23 protein-coding genes are annotated in these 26262 nt (G+C 75.5%); 12 read left to right on the top strand and 11 right to left on the bottom strand.

Features of this window, described 5'->3' with window-relative positions:
* Positions 1-15 precede the first annotated feature (15 nt).
* Genes HH311_RS33370 through HH311_RS16980 form a run of 11 tightly spaced genes read right to left on the bottom strand, consistent with a single transcriptional unit; the run spans position 16 to position 14096 of the window.
* A complete protein-coding gene (locus HH311_RS33370) occupies positions 16-1146 on the bottom strand; it encodes a peptidylprolyl isomerase (RefSeq protein ID WP_169184863.1) in 1131 nt (376 codons plus the stop codon).
* Positions 1143-3581, bottom strand: coding sequence for an RND transporter (locus tag HH311_RS17025; RefSeq protein ID WP_169184862.1), 2439 nt, complete (start codon positions 3579-3581; stop codon positions 1143-1145). Before HH311_RS17025 ends, HH311_RS33370 begins: the two co-directional genes overlap by 4 nt.
* Positions 3578-4888 carry an MlaD family protein gene (locus tag HH311_RS17020; RefSeq protein ID WP_169184861.1) on the bottom strand — a complete coding sequence of 437 codons (1311 nt, stop codon included), beginning with the start codon at positions 4886-4888 and terminating at the stop codon, positions 3578-3580. The genes HH311_RS17025 and HH311_RS17020 overlap by 4 nt, the downstream gene beginning before the upstream one ends.
* Complete coding sequence (locus tag HH311_RS17015) at positions 4885-6198, bottom strand: MlaD family protein (protein WP_169184860.1); 1314 nt, start codon at positions 6196-6198, stop codon at positions 4885-4887. Before HH311_RS17015 ends, HH311_RS17020 begins: the two co-directional genes overlap by 4 nt.
* Positions 6195-7589: an MlaD family protein gene (locus tag HH311_RS17010; protein WP_169184859.1), complete on the bottom strand. Its 1395-nt coding sequence runs from the start codon at positions 7587-7589 to the stop codon at positions 6195-6197. Before HH311_RS17010 ends, HH311_RS17015 begins: the two co-directional genes overlap by 4 nt.
* On the bottom strand, positions 7586-8890 hold the full coding sequence (locus HH311_RS17005) for an MlaD family protein (protein ID WP_169184858.1): 1305 nt from the start codon (positions 8888-8890) through the stop codon (positions 7586-7588). Before HH311_RS17005 ends, HH311_RS17010 begins: the two co-directional genes overlap by 4 nt.
* Positions 8890-10305, bottom strand: a complete 1416-nt coding sequence (locus tag HH311_RS17000) for an MlaD family protein (protein WP_169184857.1) — start codon at positions 10303-10305, stop codon at positions 8890-8892. Before HH311_RS17000 ends, HH311_RS17005 begins: the two co-directional genes overlap by 1 nt.
* On the bottom strand, positions 10302-11564 hold the full coding sequence (locus HH311_RS16995) for an MlaD family protein (protein WP_169184856.1): 1263 nt from the start codon (positions 11562-11564) through the stop codon (positions 10302-10304). Before HH311_RS16995 ends, HH311_RS17000 begins: the two co-directional genes overlap by 4 nt.
* Positions 11565-11566: 2 nt before the next feature.
* On the bottom strand, positions 11567-12376 hold the full coding sequence (locus tag HH311_RS16990; protein ID WP_169184855.1) for an ABC transporter ATP-binding protein: 810 nt from the start codon (positions 12374-12376) through the stop codon (positions 11567-11569).
* 14 nt (positions 12377-12390) lie between these two features.
* A complete protein-coding gene (locus HH311_RS16985; protein ID WP_312030207.1) occupies positions 12391-13227 on the bottom strand; it encodes an ABC transporter permease in 837 nt (278 codons plus the stop codon).
* A complete protein-coding gene (locus HH311_RS16980) occupies positions 13224-14096 on the bottom strand; it encodes an ABC transporter permease (protein ID WP_169184854.1) in 873 nt (290 codons plus the stop codon). The genes HH311_RS16985 and HH311_RS16980 overlap by 4 nt, the downstream gene beginning before the upstream one ends.
* 651 nt (positions 14097-14747) lie before the next feature.
* Between HH311_RS16980 and HH311_RS16975 the strand changes: the two genes are divergently transcribed.
* From HH311_RS16975 to HH311_RS16920, 12 genes are all read left to right on the top strand, one after another.
* Positions 14748-15599 carry an ABC transporter permease subunit gene (locus HH311_RS16975; RefSeq protein WP_312030206.1) on the top strand — a complete coding sequence of 284 codons (852 nt, stop codon included), beginning with the start codon at positions 14748-14750 and terminating at the stop codon, positions 15597-15599.
* Complete coding sequence (locus tag HH311_RS16970; RefSeq protein WP_312030205.1) at positions 15596-16312, top strand: ABC transporter ATP-binding protein; 717 nt, start codon at positions 15596-15598, stop codon at positions 16310-16312. The genes HH311_RS16975 and HH311_RS16970 overlap by 4 nt, the downstream gene beginning before the upstream one ends.
* The gene (locus tag HH311_RS16965) at positions 16299-17288 is read left to right on the top strand and encodes an ABC transporter substrate-binding protein (RefSeq protein WP_169184853.1); all 990 of its coding nucleotides are present in this window, start codon (positions 16299-16301) and stop codon (positions 17286-17288) included. The genes HH311_RS16970 and HH311_RS16965 overlap by 14 nt, the downstream gene beginning before the upstream one ends.
* A gap of 50 nt (positions 17289-17338) precedes the next feature.
* Positions 17339-18406 (top strand): LLM class flavin-dependent oxidoreductase, encoded by a 1068-nt coding sequence (locus HH311_RS16960; protein WP_169184852.1) that lies wholly within the window; start codon positions 17339-17341, stop codon positions 18404-18406.
* A 257-nt stretch (positions 18407-18663) separates the two neighbouring features.
* On the top strand, positions 18664-19146 hold the full coding sequence (locus HH311_RS16955) for an OsmC family protein (RefSeq protein WP_169184851.1): 483 nt from the start codon (positions 18664-18666) through the stop codon (positions 19144-19146).
* Between the two features lie 443 nt (positions 19147-19589).
* Entirely contained in the window at positions 19590-20441 is an 852-nt protein-coding gene (locus HH311_RS16950; protein ID WP_312030204.1) for an ABC transporter permease, read from the top strand.
* A gap of 11 nt (positions 20442-20452) precedes the next feature.
* Entirely contained in the window at positions 20453-21241 is a 789-nt protein-coding gene (locus HH311_RS16945) for an ABC transporter ATP-binding protein (protein WP_396027450.1), read from the top strand.
* Positions 21238-22227, top strand: coding sequence for an ABC transporter substrate-binding protein (locus HH311_RS16940; RefSeq protein WP_169184850.1), 990 nt, complete (start codon positions 21238-21240; stop codon positions 22225-22227). The genes HH311_RS16945 and HH311_RS16940 overlap by 4 nt, the downstream gene beginning before the upstream one ends.
* Positions 22224-23864, top strand: a complete 1641-nt coding sequence (locus HH311_RS16935) for an FAD-dependent oxidoreductase (RefSeq protein WP_169184849.1) — start codon at positions 22224-22226, stop codon at positions 23862-23864. Before HH311_RS16940 ends, HH311_RS16935 begins: the two co-directional genes overlap by 4 nt.
* Positions 23861-24268, top strand: coding sequence for a ferredoxin family protein (locus tag HH311_RS16930; RefSeq protein WP_169184848.1), 408 nt, complete (start codon positions 23861-23863; stop codon positions 24266-24268). The genes HH311_RS16935 and HH311_RS16930 overlap by 4 nt, the downstream gene beginning before the upstream one ends.
* Positions 24265-25830: an FAD-dependent oxidoreductase gene (locus HH311_RS16925; protein WP_169184847.1), complete on the top strand. Its 1566-nt coding sequence runs from the start codon at positions 24265-24267 to the stop codon at positions 25828-25830. Before HH311_RS16930 ends, HH311_RS16925 begins: the two co-directional genes overlap by 4 nt.
* Positions 25827-26177 (top strand): ferredoxin family protein, encoded by a 351-nt coding sequence (locus HH311_RS16920; RefSeq protein WP_169184846.1) that lies wholly within the window; start codon positions 25827-25829, stop codon positions 26175-26177. Before HH311_RS16925 ends, HH311_RS16920 begins: the two co-directional genes overlap by 4 nt.
* The last annotated feature ends 85 nt before the right edge of the window (positions 26178-26262 follow it).

Raw genomic sequence — 26262 nt, 5'->3', positions numbered from 1 at the left:
GGTCCTCCAGGGTTGCTAGCGGGGAGCGGGTGCCGAGCTCGGGTCGGCGGGCTGGTAGCTCTCGGCGTACTCGACACCCTCGGCGCGCAGGCGGTCGGCGATCCAGCCGTTCCACACCGCGCCGGTGCGTTCGACGCCGAGCTGGGCGCGCAGCTCGTCGCGCGCCTGGTCGAGGGTCAGCGGGGTGCCGGGGCGGACCTCGGCGACCTGGGCGACCACGAACGCCTGCTGCAGCGGCAGCGGCCCGACGTACGCGTTCGGGGCGGCCCCGAACACCGCGTCGGCCAGACCCTGGTCGAGCGTCGCGAGCTGGTCGTGGCCCACCAGCCCGAGGTCGCCGCCGGTGCCGCGCGTGCTCTGGTCGAGCGAGCGGGCGGCCTCGGCGGTGACGTCGGCTCCCCCGCGCAGCCGGTCGAGCGTCGCCGCCGCATCCTGCTGGGACCCGAGCACGACGGCGCGCACGTGGCGCTGCTCCGGGGTGGTCAGGGTGGCCCTGCGCTGGTCGTACGCGCGGGCCACGTCGTCGTCGGTCACCGGCGGCACGCCCCGGGTGATCCGGTCGTAGAGCTGGGACGTGACCATCTGGCGGCGGACCTCGCCGAGCACGTCCTGCTCGGAGACCCCCGCGGCGGAGAGCTTCGCGAGGAAGTCGTCGCGCCCGGCCGGGAAGCTGCGGGCGACGAGCTGGTCGAGCTGGTCGGAGACCGCCTTGTCGGCGACCACGATGCCGCGGGCCGCCGCCTCGCGGGTGACCAGCTCGCTCACCGCGACCGCCTTCGCGGTGTCCCGCCGGAACCGGTCCTGCCCGGCCGGGTCGGTCGGCGCGGCGATGCCGTAGAGGGCGCCGTAGAGCCGGACCCGGGCGTCGAGGGACTGCGTGGTGACCACCTCGCCCCGCAGACCGCCGACACGCAGCGCCGCGTCCGCGGGCAGCGCGGTGACCGTCGACCAGGCGAGCTGGCCGGCGCTCGCGAGCAGCACCAGCACCAGCACCACGGCGGTGACGATCCGGCCGCGGCGGGTGCGGGGCGCGTCGAGGAGGGCCACACGCCGGCGGGCGACGAGTCGCCGCAGGCGGCCCCGTGGACGACCCTCGGCGGGGTCGCGGTCGGGTCCGGCCCCGGGCCGGGTGAGGGTCTCGGTCACGCCGGGACCTCCGTCCTGTCGCGGTCGGTGGTGGCGACGGCGTGGGGAGCGCCGCCGCCCCCGGCGGGACGCCGCCGGCGTCGGGGGATCACACCGGCCACGGCCGGGGCGGTGACCAGCAGCGCGGCGAGGTAGGCCAGGGCGACGCTGCCGGTGAGCACGAGGCCGAAGTCGCGCAGTACCCAGAGCCGGGACGCCGCGAGCGCCGCGTAGCCGACGGCGGCGGTCGCGGCGGCGACGGCGACGCTGCGGCGGTGCCGCCGGGCGTCGCCGGTGCCGGGCAGCCGCAGCAGGACGACGAACTCGGCGGCGCTGACCGCGACGAGCGCGCCCAGGGCCAGCGTGAGCACCGTCGGCCGGATGCCGGTGACCCACATGAGGGCGTAGCCCCAGCCCGTCGCGAGGACGGCGGCGGCGACGGCCCGCAGCGCCTCGCGTCGCCGCCGCAGCCCCAGCCCGAGCACCAGCCCGACGGCGGCGATCCCGGCCAGGGTGGCCGGGTAGCGCTCCGCGGAGATCGTCGCGTAGCCGTCGGCCGCGGCGACCGGCAGGCCGGCCAGCTCGGCGGTGTATCCCGGCGGCACGGGTGGGAGCCCGGCCCGGATCGCGCGCACGAGGTCGGCCTGGGTGCGCAGCTCCTGGTCGAGCGAGAGCCCGACGGTGACCAGCGAGGTGTGGTCGTCGGAGGTGACCACCGCCGAGCGCAGGTAGTCGGGCAGGAGCGCCGCGGCGTCCCGGATCTGCGCCGCGGTCGGGGCGTCGCCGAGGAAGCCGAGCTGGTCGGGCAGGCTGATCACCGGGCGCAGCTGGTCGCCGTGGGCGGCGAGGAGCTGCCGCGAGACGGTGCGCGACCAGGCGAGCGCGGGCGGGGAGAGCACGTCGGGCCCGCGCAGGACGACGGTGATCTCGCCCGACGAGCCCAGCACGCGGTCGGCGGCGCGGGCGTCGTCCAGCTGCGGGGTGCCCCGCGCGAGGTCCAGCGGGTTGGCGGTGACCCCGAGACCGGCCAGGGCGGCCCAGCCGAGTCCGGCGACGACGACGAGCGCGGCGGCGGCGAGCCGCACCCCCACCGGCCGCGGGCGCGGCGGCGGCTCCGCCCCGCCCGCGGCCGTCGCCGGGAGGTCCTCGGAACCGGCGGGGGCGTACCGGCGCAGCGCGAGCCCGGCGCCCACGGTCAGGCCCACGCCGAGGCCGAGCACGAGGCCCAGCTGGCGCACGAACGGCAGCGGCGAGACCGCCAGCGCGGCGAACCCGGCCGCGGCCGCGAGGCCCATCACCACCATCGGCCGGCGGTCGCGGGCCGAGGCGAGGTAGAGCAGGAACGAGGTCCCGACGCCGAGCAGCGCCGGGAGGAGCGCGATTGCACCGAACGACAGCGGGACGCCCAGCCACCCCGCGACGGCGGGCGTGACGCTCGCGCCGAGGGCGGCGACCGCGAGCGGCCAGAGCACCGCCCGCCACCGGTCGCCTCGGCCGTGATCGCTTCCCGGGGGTGGTTCCGGACGCGCGGCCGTCGAATCCGCCACGGGAGAACGATCGGCGGCGGGCGTGGCGCGTCCTCGTCGCCGCACCGCGGGCACCAACCAGAACCGCACCGCCACCACGAGCGCGACGAGCCCGGCGAGCAGCGGCAGGTCCCGCACGACCGCGGTGGCCAGCCCCGACGTGACGACCGGGACGCCGGCCACCGTGGTCGACGTGGTCTCCAGCCCCGCCGCCGCGACCTGCGACCGCACCCCGTCGACGAGCCGCGCGGTGCCGGCCTGGTCGAGGCCCTCGCGGGGCCGGACGAGGACGGCGACGGCGTCGGGGGCGGGCACCACGAACCGCCACCGCGGCTTCGGGCTCCCGTCCGGGTCGAGGATCGCGGCGCGGACGAAGGCCGGGTTGCGCAGCGTCGGCACTCCCGCGGGGAGTGCCGCGACCACGAGCGGCGCGTAGCGGGCGTCGACGGCCTCGGCGGCGGCCTGACCGGCCGCGGCGGCGTCGGCCGGGTCCGCCCCGGCCTGCGTCGCCTGGACCTGCGCTGCCTGCCGGGCCCCGTCGCGACGCCCGGCGACCTGCGCGAGCAGGCCGCGAGCCGCGCCGACGACCTGGTTGAGGACGGTGGCCGGGCCGTAGACCGCGGCGACGTCCGGGGTGCGGGCGAGGTCGCCCTCGAGGCGCAGCAGCCGCAGCAGCTGGTCGGGGTCGGTGAGGAGTGCCGGCCCGGGGCGAGCGGAGCGACGGGGATCGGACTCCGGCTGGGCGGAGCGGGCGAGCACCACGATCGGGTCACCGCCGAACGCCCGGGCCTCGTCGGCCGTCGCGGCCACCGACGCGGCACCGCTCGGGAGGAACTGCTCGGTCCCGGTGTCGACCCGCAGCTGCGCGAGGCCGCCCACCAGGCCCGCGAGGACCGCGAGGGCCGCGCCGGCCGCGGCGAGCCGCCTCATCCGCCGTCCCGATCGATGTGGGGGAACGGCCCCTGCGGCTGCCGGTTCGCGAGGGACCCGGGCGCCGGGTAGGCGTTCTCCCCGGTGATGATGCCGGGTGGCAGCGTGAGGGGGTCGGGCTGCAGCGCGCCCGGGTTCTCCACGGCCTGCAGGGGGATGTAGATCTGCCCGTCCGTGGTGGGGTGGTCCATCCCGGCGGCGAAGTTCGCGAAGAACTGGCCCGCCTCGGGGCCGTAGGGCCGCAGGTAGCGCAGCGCGGGGTTGAGGTCGCGCAGCAGGTCCGTCGCCGGCCCGACGAAGGCGCGGACGTCGGCGCCGGTCGCGGGGACCCGGTCGAGGGTGGCCGGGGAAGCGTCGAGCGTGCCCTTCAGGTCGGGCAGCAGCCCGCGGAGCTCCGCGGTCACCACCGGCAGCTCCTGCAGCGCGATGCCGAGGTCGGGAGCGGCCCGCTGCAGGTCGGACGCGACCGGGGCGAGCTTCCCGGAGAGCCCGGTGAGGTCGTCGGAGGCGGTGCGGGTGCTGGCGAGCAGCCCGGGCAGACGCTCGACGCTGCCCTGCAGGGCCTGGCGCTGGCCGGCGGTCGCGGCCGTGACCCGGTTCGCGTCGCGGACGACCTGGGCGATCTGCCCGCGGTCCGTGTCCACCGAGGAGAAGACGGTGTCCAGCTCGGCCGAGAGGCGGGTGAGGTCGGCCGACTGCGCGGAGAGCGCGTCGAGCGCGTCGCCGCCGTGGTCCCCGATGCGGGCCAGGCCGTCGACGAGGCGCGCGACGTCCTGCCGGCGGCCCGCGGTCGCGGTCCCCGCGGACCGGATCACCGACCCGAGCGCGCCGCGGGTGGGGGTGTCGACGCTCGCGAGGACGTCGCGCAGGTCGACCGAGGGCCGCACCCCGGCCGGGGGCAGCACCGTCCCGGACGGCAGGGCAGGCCCGGTGCCGTCGACGAGGTCGACGTAGTACTGCCCGGCCAGCGACTTCTCGCTGACCCGGATGCTCGCGCCCTGGTGCAGCGGGACGGCGACGTCGTCGAGGCGCAGCTCGAGCCGCCGGGCCGACGCCGCCCCGGGCGCCGGGGTGATGGTCTCCACGACCCCGACGCGCACGCCGGCCGTCTCGACGTCGGCGAACGGCACCAGGTTGCGCACGGTGTCGACGTCGGCGGAGACCGCGTAGTCGCGGTCGGAGGTGAAGAACGGGACCTCGACCCCGGTGAACGACCACATCCAGGCCAGGACGAGCAGGCTCACCAGGGCGAACCCGAGGACGAGGGCCAGCCGGCCGTGTCCGACCAGCGAGTCGCGAATCTTCATCGGGGACCTCCTGACCCGGCGGCCGGGTAGGGCCCGTAGGGGCTCGGCCCGTCGCGGTAGGTGTTGGTGCCGGCCCGATCCGGGGGCAGCGTGCCGTCGGGGTTGGTGAGGTCGAGCGAGAGGTGGCCGCGGCCGATGCGGCGCCCGTTCGCCTCGCCGACGCTGAACACCGAGTTGGTGTTGGCGAAGAAGGCCTGCAGGTCGTACATCCACGGCGCGACCTGGGCGGTGGCGTCGTCGGCCCAGCGCGCGACCGGGTGGGCGTCGCCCAGGGCGCCCTTCAGGTCGGTGACCACGGGCCGCAGACCCCCCAGCACCGGCCGGGCCTCCGCGACGACGGGGGTGGCCTGCGCGGCCACCTGCTGCAGCGTCACCGTCACGTCGTCGAACCGCTCGAGCGCGGGTGGCAGGGCGTCGCCCGCGGCCCGGAGCTCGTCGAGCGTCGGGTCGAGCTCGCCGGTCAGCGTCGAGGTGCTCGACAGGGCCCGGCGCAGGTCGTCGGAGAGGCCGGGCAGCTGGTCGAGCGTGTGGGCGAGCTGGTCGTCGCGGCCGGCGAGCGTCGCCAGCGTGGCCTGCGTGGAGTCGAGCAGGCCCCGCAGCCGGGCGTCGTCGTGGCCGGCCGCCGTCCCGACCTGCGCGAGGGTGCCGACGAGCCGGCGGATGTTCTCGCGGCGCGCCGCGAGCGCGGTGACGACCGGACGCAGCTGGTCGAGGGTCGCGCTGGTCGCGTCGAGGCCGGCCGGCAGCGACCGCGGCGCCCGGGCCAGCGCCTCGTCGGACTCCGAGATCAGTGAGGTCAGGGCGGCGCGGGAGCGGTCGTCGAGCCCGCCGAGGGCCTCCTCGACCTGCACCGGGCGGGAGGTCTGGGTGATCGGGAGGACGTCGTCGGGCCCGAGCTCCCTGGCCGGCGGCGCTCCCGGGGACAGCGAGATGTACATCTCGTTGAGCGGGTTCTTCGGGCGTAGCACCGCCCGGGCGTCGGCGTAGACCGGGTGTCCGGGTTCGATCGAGAGCGTGAGGATCGAGGTGTGGTGGTCGGTGGCCTCGGAGCCCTCGATGAGCCCGACCGGCACCCCGGCGATCCGGACCTCCTGGGAGTTCCCGGGGCTCACCGACACCGCGTCGTCGACCTCGACCCGGATCTCGCTGCGCGAGCTCCACGGCGGGGTGAAGTTCAGCTGGGTGAGGATGACGACCGCCGCCACCGCCCCGAGCACGACGACGCCGACCAGCACGAGGGTGTCGCGGCCCAGGCCCGGGATGCTCCGCAGCCGCCGCCAGCGGCGGCGCAGCGTCGTTCCGGCGCTCACCGGCCGGGCCCCGGGTCGAGGAGCGGGCGGGCGACCGGTGAGACCGCGTCGGTCAGGCCCGGCGCGGTCAGCGGGTGGTTGAGGCGGTCGAGCAGCCCGTCGAGGCCGCCCTGGCCGGTGATCAGCGAGGACGCCCCGAAGCCCGGCTGGAAATTGATCATGCCGGCGTTCCCGTCGTAGGTCTTGATCGCGCCGTTGAGGTTGGTCAGGGCATAACCGAGCTGGGCGTAGAGCGGGCCCCTGGTGTCGAGCCCTCCGCCCGGGTACTTGGAGTTCTCGTCGCCCTCGGGGGTGCCGTGGAACTCGGCGTTCAGCGCCCCGAGGATCGGGCCGTTGATCCGGTCGAAGACCGGGTCGGCGACGTCGTCGAGCACCCGGTTCCCGGCGCGGACGGCGGGCACCAGGTCGCCCACGAGGGGGTGGGCGTCGTCGAGGGCCGGGCGGAGCTGGTCGAGGAGGTCGTGGGTCCGGGCGAGGGCCGGGTCCAGGTCGCGGAAGAGCGGGTCGAGGTCGCGGACCGCGGGGTCGATGGCGTCGGCGGTCGGCGGGATGCGGTCCAGGGTGGTGGAGAGGTCGTCGGCGCCGCGGTGGACCGCGCGCAGGGTCTCGGGCATCGCGGCGACCGCGTCGGACACCGGGCGGCTCTCCCGGGCCAGGACGTCGGCCGTCGTCGCGAAGGAGTCCACGACCGACCCGAGCTGCCCGTCCCTCTCCGACAGGACGCCGGCGGCCCGGTCGACGTTCGTCACGAGCGCCTCGAGGTCGGTGTCCGGCCGCCGGCCGCGCAGCGCGTCGAGCGTCTGCCCGGCGGGGACGAGGGTGGCCGGCGCGGTGCGCAGCAGGGAGCGCAGCGGGTCCTGGGCACCGCCGGGTCCGGGACGCAGCGTCCGGTCGAGCAGCCCGAACGTGCGCTGCAGGGACCGCTGGGCGTCCGGGGGGATCGCAGCGAGCGCGGTGTCGAGCTCGACGGGGGTCGTGGTCCGGTCGGCCGGGATCCGGCCGCCGTCGGGCCGGCCCGGGCGTCCCCCGGCGACGAGGTCGACGTAGTAGGTCCCGCCGAGCACCGTGGTCGGACGGATGTCGGCGCGCGGCGCCGTCCCGAGCTTCTCGACGGTGCCCGGGTCGAGCTTGAGCCGGATCTCGACGTGTCCCGGGGCGGTCTGCTCGACCGAGGCCACGGTGCCCACCGGGGTGCCGGCGATCTTCACCTCGCTCTTGTCGGCCTCGAGCTTGTAGTCCCGGGCCGCGTCGACGACGAGCACGGAGCCGGGCCGCAGCGTCGTCACCAGCGAGGTCTTCGCGAAGACGAGGGCGAACACCGCGACGGTGACGAGCAGCAGCAGGGCGCCGGTGCGCGCGGGGGTGAGCCAGGCACGGAAGCGGGCGGTCATCCGGTGCTCCCTCCGGGGACGAGGGCACCGTTCGGGTCCCGGTCGCGGAACGCCGTGCAGGGTGCGGGGTAGGTGTCCAGCGGGGCGTCACCGAACCCGGCGGGGAGGCCGGACAGCGACGAGGACGACGGCGCCGAGAGGAAGATCCGGAACTGGTGCCGGAACCCGTTGTGGCTGGTGTTGAGCCTGCTGAACGTGTCGGTGAACAGCGTGATGTCGCAGGTGTGGCGCGAGAGGACGGCCAGCGGCGGCGCGGCCGCCCGGAGCCCGTCGTCGAGGCGGGGCACGAAGGGCCGCAGATCGGCGAAGGTCCTCGTGAGGTCGGTGAGCGCTGGCTTCGCGTGGTCGGCGACGCCGGGCACCTCGTCGAGCGGCGGGACCGCCTCGCGCAGCACCCCGTGCAGGTCGGGGGTGGCCCGCCCGAGGGCCGCCGCGCCGGGCCCGAGGGTGCGCATCGCGTTCCCGGTGTCGCCCAGCGGGCCGTAGAACGAGTCGCTGGCGGTGCGCAGCGCGGGCAGCGTGTCCGCGGCTTCCGCGACGGTCTGCGCGAGCGGGCGCCCGCCGTCGGTGGAGACCGCCGCGAGGGTGTCGCGGCTCTGCGCGAGCAGGCTGCGCAGCTCGTCGGAGGTGGGCGCCAGGTGCCCGGCGAGCGAGGCCCCGGAGTTCAGCATGCCCGGCAGGTCGGCGTCCGGGTCGGCGAGCGCCCCGGTGATCGTCCCGACGTCGTCGAGGTCGCCGCGGGCGGCGCCGAGGAAGCGGCCCAGGGCCGCTCCCTGTCCCGCGAGCCCGCCGCCGACCTCCCGCAGCGTCGAGCGCAGTGCCCCCCGGGTCGGCTCGTCGAACACGTCGAGCAGGTCGGCGAGGTCGTGGGTGGGGTCGGTGTGGGCCGCCGGCAGCACGCCCTGCAGCGGCGGCGCCGCCGCGGAGCCGGGCGAGAACTCGACGTACTTCTGGGCCAGCGCCGACTGGTCACGGATCTCGGCGTGGGCGTCGGCGTGGACGTCGACGTGGCCGTCGAGGACCAGGGTGGCGACCGCCTGACCGTTCTCGACGGCGACCGACTCGACCTGCCCGATCCGCTGGCCGCCGGTGCGGACCTCGGAGTTGGCGTCGGTCTGGCCGACGTCGGTGAACGCGACCCGCACCGTCGTCGTCGGCGCGCCGGGCAGGTGGCCGCGGTTCGCGGTGAACGCCACCACCGTGATCAGGGCGATGACGACGACGGCGACGCCGCCGACGATCAGCGTCCGGCGGTGCTCGGCCGCGGCGTGGGTCCCGGGGACCGGCTTCGTGCGGGCCATCACCGACCCCCTCCCAGCATCTGGCCGACGAGCCCCTGCTCCTGCGCGGGGGTGAGGCCGGTGGCGTTGTCCGAGGTCCCGGCCGGCGCGGGGGCGGCCGGGGCGGGCGCTCCCCCCGGCAGGAGCGTGGGCAGTCCGGGCGCCGCGGGCACGGCCGCGCCGGCGGTCGTGCACAGCGGGTCGGGGACGGCACCGGCGGGGAACAGGCCGGCACCGGCGTGGCAGATCGTCTGCGGGGTGGTCACCGCGACGCCGCGGAAGTAGTGCGAGGCGCCGTCGTAGCCGTTGGTGGCCATCGCCCAGTCCGCGATGCCGCTCATGAAGTCCTCCAGGTGGCTCGGCACGCCGCGCGGGTGCTCGAGCAGCGCCTGCCCGATCGGCCGGACCGACCCGGTGACCGAGTGCAGGTCGTGCGCCGCGGGCTGCAGGTCCCCGACGAGGGGCCGGGCCTGGTCGAGCAGCGCGTCCAGGCGGTCGAGCACCGGGGGCAGCGACCCGAGCGCCGGGTCGGCGGCGTCGGAGAAGTCCTGCAGCTCCCGGCTCAGGGTGGTCAGGTCGCTGGTGACCGGCCGGATCGAGCGCAGCACCGGCGTCGTGGCGTCGGCCGTCCCGGCCAGCTGGCCGAGGGTGCGCCGCACCGAGGCCACGGTGTCGGGCAGCGCGACGAGGGTCGCGTCGAGCGCCTGCCGGTTGGCGGCGGTCGCGTCGAGGGTCTGCTTCGTCGTGTCGACGAGCTCGTCGAGGGTGGCGCCGTCGTGGTCGGCGAGGCCGGCCGACACCCGCGAGCCGTCGTCGATCATGTGGTCGAGCGCGTCGTTCTGCTGGTGGAGCACCGCGGTGAGCTGGTCCGTGCGCCGCAGCGCCGGGGCCAGCGCGTCGAGGGCGGCCGCGACCTGCGGGCCGCGGCCGCGCAGCCCCTCCCCCAGCGTGGTGACCATCGCGGCGAGCGCGGCCGAGGTGGGGTCGTCGAAGGTGTCGAGGACGTCGTCGACGTCCACCGCCCGGGAGGTGTGCTCGGGCCCGATCACCGCCGGGTCGCCCAGCGGCGGGGCCTGCGGGGTGCCGGGGGTCAGGTCGAGGTAGCGCTCCCCGAGGAGGCTGACCGGCCGGATGGCCGCGGCCGCGTCGGCGTGCAGCTGCCGCGCCGACGGGTCGACGTCCATGACGACGCGGGCCAGGCGCCGGCCCTGCGGGCCCGGCGGGTCGAGTCGGACCTCGTCGACGAGGCCGACCTCGACGCCGTACATCTTGACCTCGTTGCCGGCGCGCAGCGGGCTCGCGTCGGCGAACACGGCCTCGACGCGCCCGGACGACGCGGTGCCGGTGTCGTCGGCGCGCAGCACGGCGCCGGTGGTCGCGCCGACCAGCCCGATCACGACGAGGGCGACGGCGGCCGCCCGGGTGGTCCTGGTCATCGTGCGGCGTCCCCGTTCGCGTCGGTCCACGGCTGGCCGCCCGCGGCGCCCGGCGCCGGGGTGCGGTCGATGACCCCGCCGACGGGCGGGGCCGGGGGCTGCTCGTTCAGCGTCGTCTGGCCGCCGGTGAACAGGGCGCGCGCGACGTGGCCGGTCGAGTCGTAGGAGGAGAAGAAGTTGCCCCAGTTCCCGAGGAAGCCCGCGGTCTCGGGCGCGTAGGGCCGCAGGAACGCCACCGCGGGGGCGGAGCGCTGCACCGCCTCGGTGAGCTGCGGGACGGTGTGGTGGGTGCGGTCGAGCAGGCCCGGGGTGTCGCCGAGGAGCGCGTTCGCCGCCTGCAGGGTCGGCTTCAGCTGCGCGAGCGTCGGCTGCAGCTGCCCCAGCACCGAGCGCAGGTCGCCCGCGACCCCGGGCAGCCGGTCGGCCGCGGGACGGAGGTCGTCGAGCAGGGGGTCCGCGGCGTCGGTGGCGTCGGGCACCTTGTCCAGGGCGTTGCGCGTGGCGTCGAGGGCCCCGGGCAGCTCGGCGAGGCCGTCGGAGAGCTGCTGCTGGCGGGTGGCGACGGCGTCGGTGAGGGTGCCGAGGTCACGGACGGTGCCCGCGACGGCGCCCCGGCGCTGCGCCAGGACCTGGGTGACCTGGTGGGCGTTCGTCACGAGCTCGCGGATGGCGGGCCCGTCGTCGCCGACCGCGTCGAGCACCGCGCCCAGCGCGTCGACCGTCGGTCCCGCGGTCTCCAGCATCTGGTTCGCGTCGTCCTCGCGGCCGTGCAGCGTGCCGTCGAGCTCGCGGACGGTCGAGGCGAGGTGGGACCGCGTCGCGGGGTCGAGGGCGTCGAGGACGTCCTCGAGGGTGACCTGCGCCGACCCGGCCGGGATGAGGGCGTCGTCCGGGAGCGCCGCGGCGGTCGCGGGGCCGGGGTCGACGGCGAGGAACCGCTCCCCCAGCACCGAGCGCGACTCGACGCGCACCACGGTGCCCGCGTGCAGCGGCAGCGGGACGTCGGAGTCGCCGGTGGGCAGCTCGACGGTGGCGATGGCCTGGTCGCCGCGCGCGTCCAGCCCGGTGATCGTCCCGGCGTCCCGGCCGGCGAGCTGGACGGGGGTGCCGGTCGTGAGGCCGAGCGCCGAGGGCATGACGACCTGGAGCCGGTAGGGCGCGGTCGCGGCGGTGACCGCGGTGACGATCCCGGCGACCGCGACGACGACGGCGAGCACACCGAGGACCACGGTGACGACGCGGCGGGAGGGGGCTGCCATGGTCAGTCCATCCCGAGCGGGCCGTCGGAGTCCCCGGAGAGGAACTGCCGCACGAACTCGTCGTCGGACTCGAACGCCTCGTCCGCCGGCCCGGAGTGCACCAGCCGGCCCCGGTACAGCACGCCGACGTCGTCGGAGACCTTGCGGGCCGTCGCGATGTCGTGGGTGACCAGCACGTACGTGCCGCCGTGCTCCTCGTGGATCCTCAGGACGAGGTCGGTGAGCAGGTTGGTGCGCACCGGGTCGAGGCCGGAGTCGGGCTCGTCGAAGAGCAGGATCTCGGGGTCCATGACGAGGGCGCGCGCGAAGCCCGCCCGCTTGCGCATCCCTCCGGAGATCTCGTTGGGGGCCTTGTCCTTCGAGTCCTCCAGGCCGACCTCCCGCAGCCGCGTCATCACCTTCTCCTCGACCTCGTCCTCGTCGAGCTCGGTGTGGCGGCGCAGCGGGAAGGCGACGTTGTCGAAGAGGTCCATCGAGCCGAACAGCGCGCCGTCCTGGAACAGCACGCCGAACCGGGTGCGCAGCGCCCGCCGCTGCGCCAGCGTCATCGCCCACAGGTCCTCACCGAAGACCCGCACGCGGCCGCGGTCGGGCTCGAGCAGGCCGAGCACGTGCTTGAGCAGGACGCTCTTGCCGGTGCCCGACGGCCCCAGCACGGTGGTGATCGCACCCTCGCGGAGGCGCAGGTCGAGGTCGTCGAGCACCGGCGGGCCGCCGCCGAAGGACTTGGTCACGCCCTCGAGCTCGATCGCGGCGCCGCCGCCGTCGGCCCGGGGGATCTCGGTGGTGGGGACGTTCTCCTGGATCGTCATCGGCTCGCTCCGGGTCAGTTCGCCACGGGGGCGTTGGGGAAACCGGCCCAGAACAGCTGCTGGAAGAACAGCCCGACGAGGCTGACCAGCACCATGTTCACGACCATCGACCGGGCGGTGTTCTGGCCCACCCCGACCGGGCCGCCGGTGGCGGTGAAGCCGTACCAGCAGCCGACGAGCACGACGACGATGCCGAGCGCCATCGTCCAGATCATCGAGAACAGCAGGTCGAGCGGACTCTGGAAGGCCCACAGCACCTGGAGGAACCCGCCGGGCGAGACCGACCGCAGGACCTCGACGCCCATGAGGAACGCCCCGAGGTAGAGCAGGCCCAGCCCGACGATGAACAGGAACGGCATGACGAGGATCGACGCGAGCACCCGCGTGCTGACGAGGTACGAGACCGGGTCGATACCCATCACCTCGAGCGCGTCGACCTCCTCGTTGGCGCGCATCGAGCCGAGCTCGGCGACGAAGCCGCACCCGACCTTCGCCGCGAGGATCCAGCCCCACATCTCCGGCGCGCAGGTCCGCAGCCCGGCGTAGCCCGGGAAGATCGCCACGTAGCCCGAGGCGCCGAACTGCCGCGTCGTGTAGTGCCCCTGGACGGTGAAGATGACCCCGATCAGGAACTCCATGAACCAGATGACCAGCCCGCTGGAGACCACCAGGATCGCGCCCTGCCGGACGACCTCGGTGGGGAACGTGCGCGCCGCGTTCGGGATGGTCCGCAGCACCTGCAGCGAGAAGCGCACCATCTCGGCGCCGTTCGCGAACAGGTCCCGGACCTTGCGGGCGAGGCGGCCGGTGTCGAGCTCGATCTCGCGGGGCTCCTTCGCGGGGGCGCTCACCGGACCGACCCCATCTCGGGGAAGAGGCCGAGCGCGGAGACGTTCACCGCGAAGTCGACGAGGAAGACCAGCACGAAGGCCATGACGACGGCCTCGTTGACCGCCCGCCCGACGCCGATCGACCCGCCCCGGGCGGTCAGTCCCTTGTGGGCGCAGACGATGCCGGTGACGAAGCCGACGACCGCGCTCTTGCCGACCGCGACCACCAGCTCCACCGAGGTCAGGTTCTTGAACAGCGTGTCCCAGTAGTCCGCGGCGGGGACGTCGCCGTAGGTGACGGTGCTGTAGAGCCCGCCGACGATGCCCATCACCAGGCTGACGACCATCAGCAGCGGGGTGAGCAGCGAGATCGACAGCACGCGGGGCACCACGAGCTCGCGGACCGGGTCGAGCCCGAGCACCTCGAGGGCGTCGATCTCCTCCCGGATGACGCGGGCCCCGAGATCGGCGGTGAGCGCGGTCCCGACGATGCCGGCGACGACCATGGAGTTGATCCACGGCGTGAAGTCGCGGGTGTTGACGATGAAGAAGTACTGGCCGTAGCGGTAGGCGGCACCGAGCAGGTTGAGGAAGTTCAGCCCCAGGATCCCGATCATCAGGGCGAACGTGAACACCGCGAGCACCATCGGGACCGCGGAGCGGGTGAGCACCCGGTACATCTCGTCGCGCGTCTCGGCCCAGTGGCCCCGCGGGTGGCGCACCAGGCTCCACAGCACCTGGCCGCCGAGCCGGACGACGCCACCGAGCTCGGTCAGGACGCGGACCGGCGGGTCGAGGACCCGGCTCCAGTCGTCGCCTGGACGCACCGTGGCCGCGCGGGCACGTTGCGTGGCCGCGTCGGCGTAGGCGGTATCGCGGGGAGAACCCATGGGAATCCTTCGACCGGTCCCGGGATCGAGGGGGAGCACCCGGGAGGCGTGCCTCGGCGAGGAGGCGATGGGGGGCGGACGCCACGGCGCGTCCGGGGAAGCCGGTTCGGCGAGGAACCCGGCAGCCGGTCCGGGCGGGCTCGTCCGACGAGCCCGACACGGCCGACAGGGGGCGTCCCGCGCAGAGGGGACGGCCCGGGCTATCCGGTCAGCAACAACACGTGGTCGAGCCGAGACGGCCGAGGTCCACGTGCAGGCGCTGCACCAGAAGGACCTCGGTCATGGTGCGAAAGTATGCACACCCTGAGCCGGGTGCTTTACACCCCCCTTATTCCGGACTTTTCACAGGTCAGCGCAGGGGGCCAGGGGCGTGAGGGGGTGCGAGGCGCGGGCGGGCCGAGCTCGAGGGGCACTGCACGCACCCGGCGGGCGACTCCGGGCTGCGTCCTGTGCTGGTGATCATGTGTGGCCGTCGCGGCCCGCGCCCGCCCGGCCACGCTGGGTTGCGTCGACGCGTCCGATTCCCGCACGATCAGGGCATGGGTCCGGGATGGGTGTTCGCGTGGCGCCGCCACGTGGACCTCATGCGCCTGGACGCCACCACCTGTCGCTGACACACGCCGACCTCTCCCCCCGACGTCCGGAGCCCGTGTGTCCACCACCCTGCCCGGCGCGCCCGCGCGCGCCTCGGCCCCCTCGTCCCCCACCCCACCCGACCCGTCGTCGGGACCCCGTCGCCGCCTCCCGACTTGGCAGCGCTGGATCTCGCCGGTCGCGATCGTCGTCGTCTGGCAGCTCGCGTCCACGACGGGCCTGCTCGCCGAGGACGAGCTCGCCTCGCCGTGGCGCGTCCTCACCGCCGCGTGGGACGTCACCCTGACCGGCGAGCTGCCGCAGGGGCTCGCGGTGTCGCTGGCCCGCGTCGTCGTCGGGTTCCTGCTCGGCGCGGTCGTCGGCCTCGTCCTCGGGGTGTGGTCCGGGCTCTCGCGCTGGGGCGGCCTGCTGATCGACCCGCCGGTGCAGATGCTGCGGACGCTGCCCCACCTCGCGCTCGTCCCGCTGTTCATCCTGTGGTTCGGGGTGCAGGAGACGCCGAAGGTGCTGCTCGTCGCGCTGGGCGTGCTCTTCCCGATCTACCTCAACGTCCACGCCGGGGTCCGCGGCGTGGACCCCAAGCTGCTCGAGATGGCGCGGGTCTCCGGGTTCGACCGGCGCGAGGTGATCCGCCACGTCGTCGTGCCCGGCGCGCTGCCCTCGGCCCTGACCGGGCTGCGCCTCTCGCTCGGCATCGCCTGGCTCTCGATCGTGGTGGCCGAGACCGTGTCCTCCGACAGCGGCCTCGGCTACATGATCACCGACGCCCGGGAGTTCCTGCGCACCGACGTCATCGTCGTCGGCCTCGTCGTCTACGCCCTGCTCGGGCTGGGCACCGACGCGCTGGTGCGCCGCATCGAGCGGCGCGCGCTGCGCTGGCGCCCGGTGCTCGCCGGGGCCGACGCGTGAGCGCCCCGGTGACCGCTCCCGCCCGGGTCGCCGGCCTCGTCCGGGACTTCGGCGGCCGCCGCGTGCTCGAGGGCCTCGACCTCACCGTGGGGCCGGGCGAGTTCGTCGCGCTGCTCGGGCGCAGCGGGTCGGGCAAGAGCACGCTGCTGCGCGTGCTCGCCGGGCTCGACGACACGGCGGCCGAGGGCGTCGAGGGCACCGTCGAGGTGCCCGGCTCGGTGGCGGTCGCGTTCCAGGAGCCGCGGCTGCTGCCGTGGCGCAGCGTGCGCGACAACGTCCTGCTCGGGCTCCACCGCGACGACGCCGCCGACGCGGCGGACCGCGCGCTCGCCGAGGTCGGGCTCACCGAGCGGGCCGACGCCTGGCCGCTGACCCTCTCCGGCGGGGAGGCGCAGCGGGCCTCGCTGGCCCGTGCCCTGGTCCGCGAGCCCGACCTGCTCCTGCTCGACGAGCCGTTCGGCGCCCTCGACGCCCTCACCCGCATCGCGATGCACGACCTCGTGCTCGACCTGTGGGGCCGGCACCGCCCGGGCATCCTGCTCGTCACCCACGACGTCGACGAGGCCCTGGCGCTGGCGGACCGGGTGCTGGTGCTCGACGAGGGCCGCATCGTGGCCGACCACGCCCCCGGCCCCCGGCCGCGCCACGACGTGGCCGACCTGCGCTCCACGGTGCTCGCCGAGCTCGGGGTGATCGACGATGCGACGGCCTAGTGTCCTGGTCGGCGTCGCCCTGGTGCTCGTCGTGCTGGCGGGCTGCTCGTCGGTGCCGCGCTCGCGGCCACCCGTGCAGCCGCCCGCCGACCCGGCGGGCGTCGTCCTGCACGTCGGGGACCAGAAGGGCGGCACGCAGTCGCTGCTACGGGCCGCGAACCTCCTGGGCGGCCTGCCGTACCGGATCGAGTGGACCACCTTCAGCGCCGGCCCGCCGCTGATCGAGGCCGCCCGCTCCGGCGCCATCGACATCGGGCAGACCGGCAACACCCCGGTGATCTTCGCCGCCGCGGCGAAGGCCCGCGTGCAGCTGGTGGCCGCCTCGCAGGGCAACGTCGTCTCCGACGCGATCCTCGTGCCGCACGACTCGCCCATCCACACCGTGGCCGACCTGCGGGGCAAGAAGGTCGCGTTCGGCAAGGGCACGTCGGCGCACGGCCAGCTGCTGTACACGCTGCGCGCCGCCGGGCTGACGATGGACGACATCGACCCGAGCTACCTGCAGCCCAGCGACGCCTACGCGGCGTTCAAGCAGGGCCAGGTCGACGCCTGGGCCACCTGGGATCCCTACACCGCCCAGGCGCAGCTGGAGTCGGGCGCGCGGGTGATCGCCACCGGCGACGGCACCGCGAACGGCTACTCGTTCGAGGTCGCGAGCAACGAGGCGCTCGCCGACCCGCGGAAGCAGGCGGCGGTCGCCGATTACCTGCGCCGGGTCGACGCCGCCATGCGCTACTCCGACACCCACCGCGACCAGCGCGCCGTCGTCTGGAGCCGGGAGACGAAGCTCGCCCTCCCGGTCACGCAGCTGGCGGCGCAGCGCGGCCCGGACCTGCCGGTGCCGATGGACGACCGGCTGGTGGCGTCCGAGCAGGACCTCGCCGACGCCTTCTCCGACGCCGGGGTGATCCCCGGCCGCGTCCGTTTCGCCGACATCGTCGACCGCCGCTTCGAAGGGAGGGCTGCGCCCCTGTGAACGGATGTGGTCGCTCCCGCGACCACATTCGTGCACCTGGCGCTCGCGCCATGATCACTCCGCACTGGTTCCTGCCCACGTCCGGCGACGCCCGCGGCATCGTCGCGCGCCGCCACGCCGACCGCGGGCAGGCCGGGGACGCACCCCGGCCCGCCGAGATCGACTACCTCGCCCAGGTCGCCCGCGCCGCCGAGCACCTCGGGTTCTCCGGGGTCCTCACCCCGACCGGGACGTTCTGCGAGGACGCCTGGATCACGACGGCGGCCCTGCTGCGCGAGACCCGCACCCTGCGCTACCTCGTGGCCTTCCGCCCCGGGTTGATCTCCCCGACGCTGGCCGCCCAGCAGGCCGCCACGTACCAGCGGATCTCCGGCGGGCGGCTGATGCTCAACGTCGTCACCGGCGGCGACGCGGTGGAGCAGCAGCGCTTCGGCGACTGGACCGACCATGACGACCGGTACGCCCGGACCGCCGAGTTCCTGACGGTGCTCCGCGGCGCCTGGGGGTCCGAGCCCTTCGACTTCGCCGGCGAGCACTACCGGGTCGCGGGGGCCGAGACGCTCGCCGCCCCGGACCCCACCCCGCCGATCTACTTCGGCGGCTCCTCCGACGCCGCGCTGCCCGTGGCCGCCCGCCACGCCGACGTGTACCTCACCTGGGGCGAGCCGCCCGCGCAGGTCGCGGAGAAGATCGGGCGCGTCCGGAAGCTGGCCGACGAGCTCGACCGGGACCTCCGCTTCGGCATCCGGCTGCACGTCATCACCCGCGACACCGCTGAGCAGGCCTGGGCCGAGGCGCGGCGCATGCTCGACGCGCTCGATCCGGCCGCCATCGCGAAGGCCCAGGCCACCCTGCGGACGAGCCAGTCGGTCGGTCAGCAGCGGATGCTGGCCCTGCACGGCGGGTCCGCCGACGACCTCGAGATCAGCCCCAACCTGTGGGCCGGGGTCGGGCTGGTGCGCGGCGGGGCGGGCACCGCGCTGGTCGGGAGCCACGAGCAGGTCGCGGAACGGATCGCCGAGTACCAGGAGCTCGGGATCTCCGAGTTCGTCCTCTCCGGCTACCCCCACCTCGAGGAGGCCTACCAGGTCGGCGAAGGGGTGCTCCCCCTCCTGTGAGGCAGGACGGGCTGGCAGGGCGGTGCCTGATCGAGTAGGAACGGTGATCGTGAGCCCGCGCCTGGTGCGACGTCTGCACGTCGACCTGTGCCGTACGCCGTCGATGGGCTGTCGACCCGCCCGCTGAGCGTCCGCCCACACTCCACCACCCGCGGCGATCCGTCGCGGTGTCCCGCGCGAACCCTCGCGCGTCCCCGATCAGCCGGCGTGTGTCCGCATGCCGGTGACCCCCACGCGCTCGACAGGAGAGCACCCCCATGGCCATCGCGCCCAAGGAGACCGTCGTCCCGTTCGCCGTGCACGGCGAGGGGACCGGCGTCTTCCAGACCCTCACCGCCGGCGGCGAGGGCGGCCACGTCTTCACCGCCGACGCCTACCCCGCCTTCGGCGGCAAGGACTCGGCCCCGAGCCCGCTCTTCTACGCGCTCGGCGCCCTGACCTCGTGCAACCAGGTCACCGCCAGCCTCGTCGCCAAGGACCTGGGCATCTCGCTCGGGCAGTGGACCTTCGACATCGTGGGCGACCTCGACACCGCCGTGCTGGTCGGCGGCGCGCAGGGCAACGCGAACTTCGACAAGGTCGAGGTCCGCGCGACCGTCGAGACCGACGCCTCCCCCGAGCAGTTCGACACCCTGGTCTCCGAGACCGAGCGCCGCTGCCCGGTCACGCAGCTGTTCCAGCGCAGCGGCCTGGAGTTCGTCAACACCTGGAGCCGCGCCGAGCTGCCCGCGCACGTCTGAGGCCGCTCCGCGGGACCCGAGGGGTCCGGCCGCCTCCCTCGCGGTCGGACCCCTCGGCGTCGCGGTCACGATTCGTGACGGTTGTCGGGACAAGCGACTGAGACGGGTCACACAGCGCCCCGGTCCCCCTTGACCCTCGTGCAACCCGGATCACAGGATGCAAGGAGCCGGCCGGGAGCGTCCCCGGGTCGGGTCACCACCTGCGAGGAGGACGGCATGGGCGAGCTCGCTCTCTGCCGCCGTCGCCACCTCGACTTCAAGCGCACCGCCAGCGCGGTCTGTCGCCCTTCCTAGAGCCTGACCCGGCCCGCCCCTCTCGCCGTGGGCCGCGAGTCCTCCTGGGCCGCGCGTGCGCCTGCACGCCCTCCGCCCCTGCCCGGCAGCGCCGCCGACGGTGGGGTACGGCCGCGCGTGCCCGGGGCCCACCGACCCGAAGGGCACCCGTGTCCGCACCCCCGGTCGCCACCGACCACCCGACCCCGACCGCCCCCGTGCTGCGGGATCTGCCGCTGCGCGCCGCGCGGGTCCGACGCGGCATCCCCCGGCCCGTCCGGCGCACGCTCGTCGTCGTCGCCCTGCTCGTGGTCTGGCAGGTCCTCGCCGAGGTCGGGGTCCTGACCCCGGACACGCTGTCCTCGCCGATCGACACCGTGCGGACCGCGGTCGACATGTTCGCCTCCGGCGACCTCGACACCGCGCTGCTCACCTCGCTGCAGCGGGCCGCCACCGGCCTCGCCCTCGGTGTCCCCGTCGGGCTCGTGCTCGCGCTGGCCTCGGGGCTCTTCCGCGTGGGCGAGGACGTCATCGACAGCCCGATGCAGATGCTGCGCACGCTGCCGTTCCTCGGCATCACCCCGCTGCTCATCCTGTGGTTCGGCATCGGCGACACCCCGAAGATCGCGCTGGTCTTCCTCGGCGTCTGCTTCCCGGTCTACGTCAACACGCTGGTCGGCATCCGCAACGTCGACGCGCGCCTGGTCGAGGCCGCGCGGACCTTCGGCGCCGGCCGCTGGAGCGTCATCCGGTCGGTGGTGCTCCCCGGCGCGCTGCCCAACATCCTGGTCGGGCTGCGCCTGGCCCTCGGGATCGCCTGGCTCGCCCTCGTCGTCGGCGAGCAGATCTCCTCCGACGGCGGCATCGGGTCACTGATGCTCCAGGCGCAGGACAACCTGCGCACCGACCGGATCGTCGTCTGCCTGGTCGTCTACGCCCTGCTCGGCCTGCTCTCGGACCTCGTCGTCCGGGTGCTCGAGCGCGTGCTGCTGACCTGGCGCCAGGGCCTGGAGGCGAGCTGACCGTGACCTCGTTGCTGCCGGGCACCGTCCCGGCCGACACCACCGCCGACACGCCCGTCGCGGCCCTCGCCGTCGACGCCCACGACGTCCGCCGCCGCTTCGGCGAGCGCGACATCCTGCGCGGGGTCGACCTGCAGGTGCGCCCCGGCGAGTTCCTCGCCCTGCTCGGCGCGAGCGGCTCGGGCAAGACGACGCTGCTGAAGATCCTGGGCGGCCTGGACCGCGAGGCGCAGGGCCGGGTGCGCGTGCCCGCCCGGGTGTCGATCGCGTTCCAGGAGCCGCGCCTGCTGCCCTGGCAGAAGGCGTGGCGCAACGTGGCGTTCGGGCTCCGCGGGGCCGACGTCCGGGACCGGGCCCTCGCCGCCCTGCGCGAGGTCGGGCTGGAGCACCTCGCCGACCAGTGGCCCAAGACCCTCTCGGGCGGCGAGGCCCAGCGGGTCGCGCTCGCCCGCGCGCTGGTCCGCGACCCGGACCTGCTGCTGCTCGACGAGCCCCTGGCCGCGCTCGACGCGCTGACCCGGTTGCGCATGCAGCGCCTCATCGCCGACCTGTGCGCGCGCCGCGGCCTCACCGCGATCCTCGTGACCCACGACGTCGACGAGGCCGTGACCCTCGCCGACCGCGCCGTCGTCCTGCGCGAGGGCGCCCTCGCCCACGAGCTCCCCGTCGACCTCGACCGCCCCCGCGACCCCAGCGGGCCCGAGTTCGGCACCCACCGCGACCAGCTCCTGGGCTGGCTCGGGGTCGGGAACGCCGCGACCCCCTCCGAAGACCCGCTCCCCGAGGAGAACACCCCGTGATCCGCCTGCTGCGGCGCGCCGCACTCGCCGTCGTCCCGCTGGCCATCGTCTCGCTGGCCCTCACCGCGTGCTCGTCCGGGGGTTCCGGCGGGTCCGGGGGCTCCGGCGCCACCCTGCGCGTCGGCGTCATCGTCACCGGCAGCCAGCAGGGGTACGGCGTCGAGCAGTACGCCTACAGCCAGGGCATCCTGCAGCGCCACCTCTCCGCCGCCGGCATCGGCGACGTCGCGTTCACGTCCTTCCCGAACGGCCCCAACCTGAACCAGGCACTCAAGGGCGGCTCCCTGGACATGGGCGTCCTCGGCGACACCCCCGCCGTCTCCGGCCGCGCGGCGAACCTGCCCACCGAGCTCTCCGGGGTCAGCCTGCGCGGGCAGGACGCCTGGCTGATCGCCGGGCGCGGCGTGACCTCGCTGAACGACCTGCGCGGCAAGACCGTCGCGACGCAGCAGGGCTCCTACATGCACCGCTACCTCGTCGGGCTCCTGCAGCAGGCCGGCCTCGCCTCGCAGGTCAAGATCACGTTCCTGTTGGCCAACAGCGCGCAGCAGGCCCTCGACAAGGGCGACATCGCCGCCTACGCGGCACCGGTGCCGGTCGCGCCCCAACTGGCCGGCAAGGGCTACGCCGTGATCGACAAGGCCAGCGCGCACCCCGGCCTGCCCGGCAACAGCTACATCACCATCGGCACCGACGCCGCGCAGAAGTACCCGCAGCTCGCCTCGGCCTGGAACGCGGCGATCGCCGAGACCGCGGCCGGCATCGCGAAGGACCCGTCGGCCTACCAGGCCTACGCCGCCAAGGTGTCCGGGCTCCCCCAGGCGATCATCGCCCAGTCCTACCCGGCAGCGGAGTTCGGGAACCCGGCGGTCACCCCGACCGACGTCGCGACGGCGAAGACCACGCTGGACTTCCTGGTCTCCCAGCAGCTCGCGGCCGGGCCCTTCGACGTGAACTCGTGGGTCGCGCCGGGCGGCCGCGCATGACGGGCCCCGAGCGCGTCCGGCGCAGCGCCCGCCGGCCCGTCGCGGTCCCGCCGCGGGTCGACGTGCTGGTCCTCGGCGGCGGTCCCGCCGGCACCTGGGCCGCGCTCGCCGCCGCGGCCGAGGGCGCGACCGTCGCCCTGGTCGACAAGGGCTGGTGCGGCACGAGCGGGGCGGCCGCCGCGGGCGGCAACAACCTGTGGTTCGTGCCGCCTGAGGGCGACGCCCGCGAGCGGGCCATCGACACCCGCACGCGCGAGGGCGGCTTCCTCACCGATCCCGGCCGCATGGCCGCGGCGATGGCGCGGACCTGGGACGCGGTGCACGAGCTGGCCGCGGCCGGCTACCCCTTCCCGGCCGACCAGCACGGCCCCGGCCGCTACCTCGGCTCGTTGCAGGGACCGGAGTACATGCGGCTGCAACGCCGGCGGGTGCGCCGCGCCGGGGTCCTCGTCGTCGACCAGTCCCCCGCCACCGAGCTGCTCCACGACGACGACGGCGCGGTCGTCGGAGCGGCCGGCGTGCACCGCCAGCACGGCAACGCGCCGTGGACGATCGGGGCGGGCGCCGTCGTCGTCGCCACCGGCGGCTGCGCGTTCCTCTCCGGCGCGCTCGGCTGCAACGTCGACACCGGCGACGGCGCGCTGATGGCCGCCGAGGTCGGGGCGGAGCTCTCCGGGATGGAGTTCTCCAACCAGTACGGCACCGCCCCCGCGTTCGGCGCCGAGACCAAGGGCCTGATGTACCAGTTCGCGACCTACAGCCGGGCCGATGGCACCGAGCTCGACATCGGCGGGATGGGGCGCCCGGCGCTGCAGCGCGCCATGGTCGAGGGCCCGGTGTACGCCCGACTCGACCGCGCGGAACCGGAGCTGCACCAGAAGATGCGCTGGTCCCAGCCCAACTTCTTCCTGCCCTTCGACAAGATGGGCATCGACCCGTTCCGGGAGCGCTTCGGGGTCCGGGCGGTGCTCGAGGGCACGGTGCGCGGCACCGGCGGCATCGCCGTCCCCGGTGAGGGCTGCGCGACGACGGTGCCCGGCCTGTTCGCCGCGGGCGACGCCGCCTCCCGCGAGGACATCACCGGCGGCATCACCGGCGGTGGCAGCCACAACGGCGCGTGGGCGATCTCGTCCGGGAGCTGGGCGGGCGCCGCCGCGGCCCGGTCCGCGGTTGGTCGCCGCCCCGTGGGCACGCCGCGTCCCGCGGGGCGGGCCGGGCTGCGTCCGGCGACGACGGCCCGGGGCGAGGCGGCCGGGGTCGACGCGGCCGGCGTCGTCGCAGCCGGTGTCGTCGCAGCAGTGCAGTCCCGCGTGCTGCCGCTCGAGCTCAACCGCTTCCGCACCGGGGCCGGGCTGCGCGAGTCGCTCGCCGTGCTCGACCCGCTGTGGGAGGAGGTCGTCGACTCCCTCGCCCCGGCCGACCGGCCCGGCACCCACAGCCGGCAGGCCGCCGCGATGGTCGCCCACGCCCGGTGGATGTACCGGGCCGCCCTCGCCCGGCCCGAGTCGCGGGCGATGCACGTCCGCGACGACCACCCGGGCACCGATCCCGCCCAGGCCCGTCGCCTGCGGGTCTGGGGGCTCGACGAGGTCACGGTGGCGCCGGCGTCGGCGCGGGAGGCGGTGATCGCGTCGTGATCGAGGTGATCAGCGAGGCCCGCTGCATCGACTGCGGCATCTGCGTCGACGTCTGCCCCACCAACGTCTTCGACGCCGACGAGCACGCTCACCCGTCGATCGCGCGGCAGTCCGACTGCCAGACCTGCTTCCTGTGCGAGGCCCACTGCCCCACCGACGCCCTGTTCGTCTCACCGCTCTCCGGGCCGGCCCCCGAGGGCTCCCCGCTGCGCGACGAGGAGTCCCTCGCCCGCGAGGGCCGGTTCGGCGAGTACCGCGGCTGGATCGGCTGGGGACACGGGCGCACCCCGGGCAGCCGGAACGACCGCAACCAGGTCTTCACCCTGCGGCTGCGCGCGCTGCGCCCGCCCGAACCCGCGGCACCCGGCTCCACCACCGCCGAGAAGGAAGGACCGCGCCCGTGAGCGACGTGCTGGAGATCGAGACCGACGTGCTCGTCGCCGGCGGCGGCCCGGCCGGCACCTGGGCGGCGCTGCGCGCCGCGGACGCCGGGGCCGACGTCGTGCTCGTCGACAAGGGCTGGTGCGGGGCGAGCGGCGCGACGGCCGCCGCCGGCACCGGGGTCTGGTACGTCGAGCCGGACCCGCAGGCCCGGGAGGAGGCGATGGCCTCCCGCGAGGCGCTCGGCGGTTACCTCGCCGACCGGGCGTGGATGGGCCGGGTGCTCGACGAGACCTACGCGGGCATGAACGAGTTCGCGGCGCGCGGCCGCTACCCCTTCCCCGTCGACGACGACGGCCGCCAGATCCGCCGCGGCGTGCAGGGCCCGGAGTACATGCGCCGGATGCGGATGCTCGTGCGCCGCGCCGGGGTGCGGATCCTCGACCACTCCCCGCTGCTCGAACTGCTCACCGACGCCGACGGGGCCGTGGTCGGCGCCGCCGGGCAGCGTCGCCAGGCCGGCGGCGACTACCGGATCCGCGCCGGCGCCGTCGTGCTCGCCACCGGGGGCTGCGCCTTCGCCAGCGGCGCCCTCGGCACCCACGTCGACACCGGCGACGGGACGCTGGCCGCCGCCGAGGTCGGGGCGCACCTGTCGGGCATGGAGTTCTCCAACGCCTACGCGATCGCGCCCGCGCACAGCTCGGTCACCAAGACCGCCTACTACAGCTACGCCTCCTTCTACCGCGCCGACGGCACGGTGCTCGAGGGCGCGGGCAGCACCCGCGGCCGGTCGGTGATCGCCCGGACGCTGCTCTCCGAGCCGGTGCTGGCCCGGCTGGACCACGCGGGCCCGGCCGAGCGCGAGGCGATGCGCTGCGGCCAGCCCAACTTCTTCCTCGCCTTCGACCGCGCGGGCATCGACCCCTTCACCGACCGGTTCCCGATCACGCTGCTCGCCGAGGGCACCGTCCGCGGCACCGGCGGGATCGCGCTGGCCTCGACCGCGTGCGACACCGACGTGCCCGGGCTCTACGCCGCCGGCGACGTGGCCACCCGCGAGTACATCTGCGGCGGCTTCACCGGCGGGGGCAGTCACAACGCGGCGTGGGCGCTGTCGTCGGGCAGCTGGGCCGGACGCGCCGCGGCCGCCCACGCCCGCACCGTCGCCGACCGGCGCCGGGCCGCGGTCCCGGCCGGCGGCGCCGGACTGCGACCGGCCGGCGGGGAGGGGATCACCGCGCGGGAGATGGTGCGCGAGGTCCAGGACCAGGTGCTCCCCTACGACCTCAACTACCTGCGTCACGGCGACCGGCTCGCCCCGGCCCTCGAGACGCTGCACGGGCTGTGGCGCGAGGCCCGCGCCGGGCTCGCCGACGCCGACCCGTGGCGGGCACGCGAGGCCGCGGCGATGACCGCGGTCGCCCGCTGGATGTACACCGCGGCGCTGGCCCGCGACGAGTCGCGCGGGATGCACAAGCGCGAGGACCGCCCCGGCAGCGACCCGACGTGGCACCACCGCCTCGACGTCGGCGGGCTCGACGAGCCCTGGACCCGCTCGGCGGCGCTGGAGGTGGCGGCGTGATCGAGCTGGTCTCCGCGCAGCGCTGCATCGGCTGCGACCGCTGCGTGGACGTCTGTCCCACCGACGTGTTCGACCGCGGCCCCGACGGCGTCCCGGTGGTCGCCCGCCAGGCCGACTGCCAGACCTGCTTCCTCTGCGAGGCCTGGTGCCCCGTCGACGCGCTGTTCGTCGCTCCCGAGCGCGATCCGCTGCCGGAGGGTCCCGACGAGGCCGCGCTGGGCGGCACACTCGGGAGCTACCGGGAGGCGATCGGCTGGGGCCGCGGCCGCACCCCGGGCGCCCGGGTCGCGGTCGGCCCACCGCTGCGCCACGAGCCCGGCGACCGGCCGGGGCCACCGTTGGTCTGAATCCGGCCCCTGGTCCGAGCCGGGCTCCGGCCGGAGCCCCACCGCGACCCGGACCCGGGCCGCCGTCGTCCGCAAGGAGCACCGT

It is taken from the genome of Actinomycetospora sp. TBRC 11914 (assembly GCF_012933465.1).
In the GTDB taxonomy this organism is placed as follows: Bacteria; Actinomycetota; Actinomycetes; order Mycobacteriales; family Pseudonocardiaceae; genus Actinomycetospora.
The sequence above is the reverse complement of the archived record's forward strand: the minus strand, read 5'-3'. Positions and strand labels throughout refer to the sequence as shown.

Excerpts from the sequence above, each read along its gene's own strand:
- HH311_RS16955 (WP_169184851.1), top strand. The coding sequence starts at position 18,664 with ATGGCCATCGCGCCCAAGGAGACCGTCGTCCCGTTCGCCGTGCACGGC.
- HH311_RS17020 (WP_169184861.1), bottom strand. The coding sequence starts at position 4,888 with ATGAAGATTCGCGACTCGCTGGTCGGACACGGCCGGCTGGCCCTCGTC.
- HH311_RS17010 (WP_169184859.1), bottom strand. The coding sequence starts at position 7,589 with ATGACCGCCCGCTTCCGTGCCTGGCTCACCCCCGCGCGCACCGGCGCC.
- HH311_RS17005 (WP_169184858.1), bottom strand. The coding sequence starts at position 8,890 with ATGGCCCGCACGAAGCCGGTCCCCGGGACCCACGCCGCGGCCGAGCAC.
- HH311_RS16995 (WP_169184856.1), bottom strand. The coding sequence starts at position 11,564 with ATGGCAGCCCCCTCCCGCCGCGTCGTCACCGTGGTCCTCGGTGTGCTC.
- HH311_RS17000 (WP_169184857.1), bottom strand. The coding sequence starts at position 10,305 with ATGACCAGGACCACCCGGGCGGCCGCCGTCGCCCTCGTCGTGATCGGG.
- HH311_RS16980 (WP_169184854.1), bottom strand. The coding sequence starts at position 14,096 with ATGGGTTCTCCCCGCGATACCGCCTACGCCGACGCGGCCACGCAACGT.
- HH311_RS16960 (WP_169184852.1), top strand. The coding sequence starts at position 17,339 with ATGATCACTCCGCACTGGTTCCTGCCCACGTCCGGCGACGCCCGCGGC.
- HH311_RS17025 (WP_169184862.1), bottom strand. The coding sequence starts at position 3,581 with ATGAGGCGGCTCGCCGCGGCCGGCGCGGCCCTCGCGGTCCTCGCGGGC.
- HH311_RS16965 (WP_169184853.1), top strand. The coding sequence starts at position 16,299 with ATGCGACGGCCTAGTGTCCTGGTCGGCGTCGCCCTGGTGCTCGTCGTG.
- HH311_RS16990 (WP_169184855.1), bottom strand. The coding sequence starts at position 12,376 with ATGACGATCCAGGAGAACGTCCCCACCACCGAGATCCCCCGGGCCGAC.
- HH311_RS16935 (WP_169184849.1), top strand. The coding sequence starts at position 22,224 with ATGACGGGCCCCGAGCGCGTCCGGCGCAGCGCCCGCCGGCCCGTCGCG.